Here is a 7,246-nt window from a genome sequence, read left to right on the forward strand (position 1 = left end):
CGGGTCTAATAAATCGCAAAGGCATTTACCTTTAGGAAAGAAACTGTAGCCCCCAATCCCGTACGTTTCCCGCTCCCAATGTCAATAGTTTGTCCCCTTTATCCAGGCAAAGGCTTAATTCCTTACAACCTTCCCGAATGTCTTCGCTTAATATCTTAACTTTCTTTTTCATGGACTTCGCGATCAATTCGGAACCGACGCCGGAAATAGGATCTTCGCCGGCGGAATAGATCGGCAACAGATAGACCAGATCTCCCGTGTCCAAACTTTCCGCGAACTCCTTGTACAGGTTTTGGGTGCGGGTGTAGCGGTGGGGTTGAAAGAGAATGATGGTCTTTCCTCCGGTTGCGGACATTTCACGCATGGACGCAAGCACCGCACGAACCTCCGTGGGATGATGGCCGTAATCGTCGTACACGTCCACTCCCGATTTGGAGCCTATAAATTCCAATCTTCGTTTTACTCCGGAATAGCCGGAAACGACCTCGGCTCCCCGTCTTGCAGGAATCCCCGCTTCGATCCCTGCCATCACCGCCGCAAGAGAGTTCCTGAGATAATGCGCTCCGGGAAATTTGGACCGAAAAGAAATCTCTTCTCCGCGGTACCGAAACGTAAGCGTTCCGTTTTCAAGCATGTAAGGAACCGAGGAATCCGAAGCGACGCTCAGCGCGGACTTGTCCCATACGTCGGGAGAAATTTCAGTAAAACCGAATATTCTTTCCTTTGTATCGGAAGAATGCATGCACTCGCGTATCCCAGGATCGTCCAAATTCAGGATCACTCTACGGGTTCCTTTTCGGACGAACTTTCCGAAAGCTGCCAGGAGATTCTCTCTAGTCTTGAAATAATCCAGGTGATCGTCGTCTATATTCGTCAGAATACGTACGGGGGCGTCGTGGTTTAGAAAAGTGCCGTCGGATTCGTCGGATTCGAATACCGCAAATTCTCCGGAACCGAACCGTCCGCCCTTTCCTCCCAGAAACGCGACTTCCCCACCGACCATTACCGAAGGATCCATACCGACCGCATCCAGGAGAAAGGAGGTCATGGCCGCTGTGGTCGTTTTTCCGTGCGAACCTGCCACGGCGATTCCGATTCGATGGGAAAAGCAATCGTGAAGGACCTGCGAACGATGATAAAAAGGAATATTCCGTTTTTCGAAAATACTTGCAACCGGATGGGATCCGATCTTTACCGCGGAAGAATAGATGGCAGCGTCGAAGGATTCGGGGATTTCGTCCGATCGACCGTAGATCGTAGCGCCTTTCTTTTCCAGTTCCGCCGTCGCCGAACTCTTCTTACCGTCATATCCGGAAACGTACATTCCTAGGTCGATGAGTATATGCGCGAGGCTGGACATGCCCGAGCCGCCTATGCCCAGAAAAAAAGGTTTGGAAAAAGGAAGTTGCGACCGGGACGATTCGATCTCGGACATCAGCCCTTTCCGAAGAAAAATCGAATCGTCTCTTCCGCCGCGTCCACGTGGGAACATTCCAAGGATTTGACGGAAATATCATTCAACACCTGCGGGTTCTCGGCAAAATCGTTCAACACTCGGAACAATCTGCTTTCATCCTCGTCTTTCTGTTCGATCACGACCGCGGCGCCGTTCGCTTCCATGTATTTCGCATTGGCGGTCTGGTGGTCGTCCTTTGCGAACGGGTAAGGAATCAGAATCATAGGAAGTGCAAATGCGGCGCATTCCGAAAGTACGCCGGAGCCGGAACGCGCGACCACGAGATTTGCCCATTCGTAATGCTCGGCCATATTGTCCGAGTAAGAGATCAGATCCGCCATCTTGGTTTTTTTGGAGACCTCGTCGTAAAGTGCGGTTCCGGTGAGCATTCTAAAACGGAATCGTTCCTGGATGAAGTCGTGCTTCATCAGATTCACCACGATATTATTGATTTGTCTGGCTCCTTGGGAACCGCCCATCACTAAAACGTTGAATTGTTTCTTTTTCTTCGGATCCCATTTTTCGCCGAACTTCAAGGTCAATTTAGGAACGGCCTTCTTTCGAAGCGGATTGCCCAAGATCTCCCATTCGCAGGAGAGCGGCGCGGCCTTGGGAGGAAAACTGAAAGCCGCTTTTTTGGCGAATCGGAAGAAGATCCGATTTACGCTGCCCGGTATACAGTTTTGTTCGCATAACAGAATCTGCTTCCGGAAGATCAATCCGAACAATAGCGCGGGAAAACTGGAATATCCTCCCATTCCGATCACCGCATCGACTCCTAGTCTGGAGAATTGAAACCAGGATTTGAGCAAATGAAACACGTAACGGAACGGCAGTAACAGAAAATTCCCGGAAAGGTTCGGAGTATTGTGCCAGAGAACCTCGCAAGGAGCCTGCTTCAGGTCCGGATTGTCCTTATTGCGATAAAGAGAATGGATGATGACCTTGTCGAAACCGTACGTCTCTTTTGCGGAAACCAAAACTTCCGCAAGCGCGACCCCGGGAGATATATGCCCGCCGGTACCTCCGGCGGCGATCAGGACGGATCTCATACGCCTAAGTTCTCCCGTCTGGTTATATTGACAAGAATTCCGAAAGCCGCCAAAACCACAAGGAGCGAAGATCCTCCGTAACTCATGAACGGTAAACTGATCCCCGTGATCGGGAAGAGGCCGGTTACCACAAAACTGTTAATGACGAATTGGGTTCCTAAAATGAACAATAACCCCGCACCCAAATAAAAACCGAACGGATCCGAGACCTTCTTGAGCAGAACGTAAATCCTATAGAGCAAAAACAGCACGAGCCCGAAAAAGAGGAGAAATCCGACGAATCCGAAATCCTCCACAAAAGTGGCCAAGACGAAGTCCGTATGACTGTAGGTAAGATATCGGTGGGCATATCCGCTGGCCAACTTGCTTCCGAACCATCCTCCGTCCAGAAATGCCCGAAAAGAGGTGACTAATTGGTGTCCTTCGTCGAAGCGGAACTTGTAAGGATCCAACCAAACTTCCATCCTTTTCTTTCTATAACCGACCCTATCCACCAAAAGATACGCCAGCGGAAGGGAAACCAGTCCCACCAGTAGTAGGTTTCGGATCGGAAAGCCGAACAGAAAGACGAAGGCCAATACCACGAACAGAATCTCCATCGTGGTGCCGAAAGCGGGCTCGGCCAAGATCAGAACCAGAACCGTCAAAAGTAGGATCGTCGGCACCAGAAATTTCTTAGGTTCCCGATTTTCCTTTTCTCTCCACTTGGAAACCATGGAGGAAAGATAAACGACCACTGCCAGTTTCGCGATTTCGGAAGGTTGAAGTTGGTAAGGGCCGATTCCGATCCATCGATGAAAATTCCTTCCGTAATACGTTCCGACGGACTTTCCGACTCCGGGAATGAACACAAGGCCTAAGAGTACGATACTAAGGAGAATTCCGGCTAACGCTACTTTTTCCAGACGACGATAGGGAAAATTCGCGAAAAAGAAAAAGACCGCAAGTCCGAGACAGGCCCATAAAAGTTGCTTCTTCAGAAAGTATTCCGAATCGTGAAAGTCTCTCCAAGCCGTAACGGAAGAACTGGAGTACATGATGCAGATCCCGAATAAGAGAAGCAGAAAAACGATGCCCACGGTCGGCAGGTCGAAGGGAGTCCCGGGAGACTCCCAGAAGTCCTTCCATTTTCCGACCAGGGATTTCATTGGATTTTTAGACTGGAAAGGGAAATGATCGCAAGAATGACTGCGACGATCCAGAAGCGAATGACCACCTTGGTCTCCGAGATTCCCCCCAACTCGAAATGATGGTGTAAGGGAGCCATCTTGAAGATTCTTTTCTGAGTCAGTTTAAAGGATCCTACTTGGAGAATGACGGAAAGGGATTCCGCCACGAAGATCCCGCCTAAAATGACGAGCAGGATCTCTTTTTTCAACATAACGCAGGTCATACCGATGGTAGCTCCGAGAAAGAGGGAACCCGTATCTCCCATGAATACCTGAGCCGGATGTGTGTTGAACCAAAGGAAACCGATCAACGCTCCCGCCAATGCGGAAAGAAACACGCTATACTCGTGAGCTCCGGGTAAATAAGGAATGTTTAAATAATTCGCGGCGACCGGAGTTCCGGACACATAGGAGATGATGGCGAGAGTTGTCACTGAAATACAGGCCGTTCCGCCGGCAAGGCCATCCAATCCGTCGGTGAGATTGACTCCGTGACAAGCGCCTAAAATTACCAGGATGGAAAACGGAATCGCAAAAATTCCCAAGGCCAAAACCGGTCCTTTTACGAAAGGCAGGAATAAATCCGTGAGATGGAACGGAATTCTTCCCGAGGTCCCGCCGGGAGCTTCTCCCGTATAATAAAAGTACGCGGCGCAAAAACCGGCGGACAACAGGACGGAGAGAACGAACTTGGTTCTCGCCCTCATTCCGCCTTTGATCTTTTTCACCGACTTCATATAATCGTCGCAGAATCCGAGAGCGGAAAATAAGATCGCGCCGCTCAGAAGCAGTAAGATGTTCGGGTTCTTGAGATTGCCCCAAAGAAGAACGGAAAAGAGGAGAGCCCCGATGATCATCAACCCTCCCATGGTAGGAGTTCCCGATTTGGCGCTATGGGATTTGGGTCCGTCGTCCCTTACGCTTTCCCTGAACTTCAAACCATATAGAAAATCGATCACTTTTCCGCCGAACCAAAACGTCAAAAACATAGAGGTCAGCCCGGCCATCAAAGCTCTGAAGGTAACATAGCTGAAGATACGGAGGGAATCCCATTCCCTGAAAAAGTATTCGTATACGTAATAGAACATAATCCTCTTAAACCGATCGGGGGTTCTTAGATCCTATCGTCCGGATTCGGCAAAGAGCCAAGCTTTTTGTATTTCTTCCCCGTCGTCGAAATGGCGTTTTTCCTTTCCGATAATCTGATAATCCTCGTGTCCTTTCCCGGCGACCAAAAGGCACCCTCCTTCCTTCAATAGCGAAATCCCTTTTCGAATCGCCGCCGCCCGATCCGCGTCCCGGAAGACCGGACGATAACCGGAAGAAAATCCCGCCTGAATCTCGTCCAAAATGGATTCGGGATCTTCCGTTCTGGGATTGTCGGAAGTGAGAATGACCCGATCCGCGAGGGATTCGGCGATGCCTGCCATTTGAGGACGCTTGGTTCTATCCCTGTCCCCGCCGCACCCGAACAATAGAATGAGTTCCTTAGGATTGGATTCTCGTACGCTAGTCAAAATATTTTTCAAAGCATCGGGAGTGTGGGCGTAATCCACAACGGCCATTCTAGATCGATCCGGGCTATAATAGATCTGAAAACGCCCCGGAATCTGAGGGATACTACCGAGCGCTTTTAGTAAAAGAGACTTCTCCCATCCGAACGCCAAACCCGCCGTTAAAGCCAGGGCGGTATTCCGAACGTTGAAGCCTCCCAGAAGATTGGTCCGGACCTTTGTGAGACCTCCCCAAGAGACCGGCAAATTCAGATTGTAAGTCGTTTCCGTTAGGGAAAATTCCTCGTTCGAGATTTCAAACTCCTTTCCCTTTTCGCCCAAAGCATACAGTTTCAAATTCGGACAATCCGCGGAAAGGAGTTCCTGCATCTCTTTTCCTCCGGAAACGGACAGATCCAGTATTCCGAAAACGGAAGGATCCTCTTTCCCCAGGGAGTGGAACAGGATACTCTTACTCTTGAGGTAATCTTCCATGTCCGGATGAAAGTCGAGGTGATCCTGGGTCAGATTCGTGAAGATTCCCGCACGAAAGACCGTCCCCAATGTCCGCCCTAATTTTAAACCGTGGGAACTCGCCTCCATAAACACGTATTCCACGCCGGCGATTTGCATTTCGTTCAGAATTTCCTGGAGACTGCACGCGTCGGGCGTAGTGTATCCCGTATCCAATGTTCTACCTTGGAATTTCACTCCCACGGTTCCGATCACTGCGGTGCGTTTGCCCGCCGCTTCGCCTAAGGAAGCTAAAATATGAGTCAGAGAAGTCTTGCCGTTCGTTCCGGTTACCCCGACCACCTTCAATTTTTCCGAAGGATGGGAGAGAAGAAAGGACGCGATCCTACCCGCCAATCGATCCGGATCCATCCGACTGTGTAGAACGATCTTTCCGGGTAATTCACGAGAGGCATTTTCGCGATCGGAAAACAAAACGAACCTGCAATCGGAAAGGGCCGCATACTCCGGGCCTTTCGGTCCTAAGGAATCAGGTACGCAAAACAAATCTCTTTCGGAAAGTCTACGAGAGTCCGTGCGGACATAACCAACTTCCTCTTCCGAAGAAAAAGAGGAGGAAGTTCCGATTTCGGGAAACGCTTTAAGGAGAACGGAAAGTTTCAAGCTCGGACTCGTTCCGCTCCGGGGGGAGCGTTACGGTAATAATACGATCCCCTACCGTAATCGGCAAGTAATGATATGTTTTCCGATACAGTGCTTCGATGCGTCGAGCGGATGTGTAAGTGGCCATCCCTATCTTCAAGTCGTCGTTTTTCTTCAGGAGAAGTTTCTTTTCCTGGGAGCTTAGGGAAATCTCCCTGTTAAGTCTGGAGACTTGGACGTTTTGCCATACGAATAAGAATAAAAGGGAAATCGGGAGACCGATTTTCAAAAAAACGAGGGCTAAAAATCCGAGATCGCCCCAGATCCGGCTATGGTACCAATCTTTCAGCCGACTCATTCTTCTTCGTCCTCGTCCTCGTCCTCTTCTTTTCCAGTATCGGCTGCGGAGAGTTTATCGATTACCCGTAATTTTGCGGACCGGGACGCCGCGTTTTCCCGGACTTCCTCTTCCGTAGGAAGGATCGGTTTTTTGGTCACCAACTTGGCGGAATGAGAACGGGCATAATCCCTGAATTGATTCTTTACGATTCTATCTTCCAGAGAGTGAAAGGAAATGACCTGGAACCTGCCTCCTTCCGCTAGTATATCCAGGAGCTTCCTGATCCCGAACTCGATATGCATAAGTTCCTGGTTCACCTCGATACGCAATGCCTGAAAGACTCGCGTGGCAGGATGTCTCCCCGGCGGCCAGAATTTTCGCGGAAGACGTGATCAATACCTATCCTGAGAAGATTTTGAGTAAGATCTTTTACGAGTATGGAGAGGAACGATGGACCAAGAAAATCGTGGAAGCGATCCTGGAGAGGAGAAGGCACGGTCGTATCTCATACACCGGAGAACTTGCCCAGCTCGTTTCTAGGGTGATTCCGCGAAAATTCTGGCCGCCGGGGAGACATCCTGCCACGCGAGTCTTTCAGGCATTGCGTATCGAGGTGAACC

General features: G+C 49.9%; 7 protein-coding genes and 1 pseudogene. 1 reads left to right on the top strand and 7 read right to left on the bottom strand.

The window, feature by feature from the left end; all coding sequences use genetic code 11:
• Nucleotides 1-31: 31 nt before the first annotated feature.
• The 7 genes and pseudogenes from murC to mraW (EHO61_RS10120) form a co-directional block, all read right to left on the bottom strand.
• Entirely contained in the window at nucleotides 32-1,435 is a 1,404-nt protein-coding gene (murC, locus tag EHO61_RS10090; protein ID WP_135813460.1) for a UDP-N-acetylmuramate--L-alanine ligase, read from the bottom strand.
• The gene (locus EHO61_RS10095) at nucleotides 1,435-2,508 is read right to left on the bottom strand and encodes a UDP-N-acetylglucosamine--N-acetylmuramyl-(pentapeptide) pyrophosphoryl-undecaprenol N-acetylglucosamine transferase (RefSeq protein ID WP_135813461.1); all 1,074 of its coding nucleotides are present in this window, start codon (nucleotides 2,506-2,508) and stop codon (nucleotides 1,435-1,437) included. The genes murC and EHO61_RS10095 overlap by 1 nt, the downstream gene beginning before the upstream one ends.
• Nucleotides 2,505-3,656 carry an FtsW/RodA/SpoVE family cell cycle protein gene (locus EHO61_RS10100; protein ID WP_135813462.1) on the bottom strand — a complete coding sequence of 384 codons (1,152 nt, stop codon included), beginning with the start codon at nucleotides 3,654-3,656 and terminating at the stop codon, nucleotides 2,505-2,507. Before EHO61_RS10100 ends, EHO61_RS10095 begins: the two co-directional genes overlap by 4 nt.
• Nucleotides 3,653-4,765 carry a phospho-N-acetylmuramoyl-pentapeptide-transferase gene (gene mraY / locus EHO61_RS10105; protein WP_135813463.1) on the bottom strand — a complete coding sequence of 371 codons (1,113 nt, stop codon included), beginning with the start codon at nucleotides 4,763-4,765 and terminating at the stop codon, nucleotides 3,653-3,655. Before mraY ends, EHO61_RS10100 begins: the two co-directional genes overlap by 4 nt.
• A gap of 33 nt (nucleotides 4,766-4,798) precedes the next feature.
• Nucleotides 4,799-6,307: a UDP-N-acetylmuramoyl-L-alanyl-D-glutamate--2,6-diaminopimelate ligase gene (locus tag EHO61_RS10110; protein WP_135813464.1), complete on the bottom strand. Its 1,509-nt coding sequence runs from the start codon at nucleotides 6,305-6,307 to the stop codon at nucleotides 4,799-4,801.
• Nucleotides 6,285-6,644, bottom strand: coding sequence for a hypothetical protein (locus tag EHO61_RS10115; protein WP_135813465.1), 360 nt, complete (start codon nucleotides 6,642-6,644; stop codon nucleotides 6,285-6,287). Before EHO61_RS10115 ends, EHO61_RS10110 begins: the two co-directional genes overlap by 23 nt.
• Nucleotides 6,641-7,012 (bottom strand): annotated as a pseudogene (gene mraW, locus EHO61_RS10120) (16S rRNA (cytosine(1402)-N(4))-methyltransferase); the annotation flags it as partial. The gene EHO61_RS10115 and the pseudogene mraW (EHO61_RS10120), both read right to left, overlap by 4 nt.
• Between mraW (EHO61_RS10120) and mraW (EHO61_RS10125) the strand changes: the two are divergent.
• On the top strand, nucleotides 6,955-7,246 hold a 292-nt coding region (gene mraW / locus EHO61_RS10125), incomplete at its 3' end, for a 16S rRNA (cytosine(1402)-N(4))-methyltransferase (protein ID WP_425460346.1). The pseudogene mraW (EHO61_RS10120) and the gene mraW (EHO61_RS10125) overlap by 58 nt on opposite strands.

It is taken from the genome of Leptospira fluminis, from assembly GCF_004771275.1.
In the GTDB taxonomy this organism is placed as follows: domain Bacteria; phylum Spirochaetota; class Leptospiria; order Leptospirales; family Leptospiraceae; genus Leptospira_B; species Leptospira_B fluminis.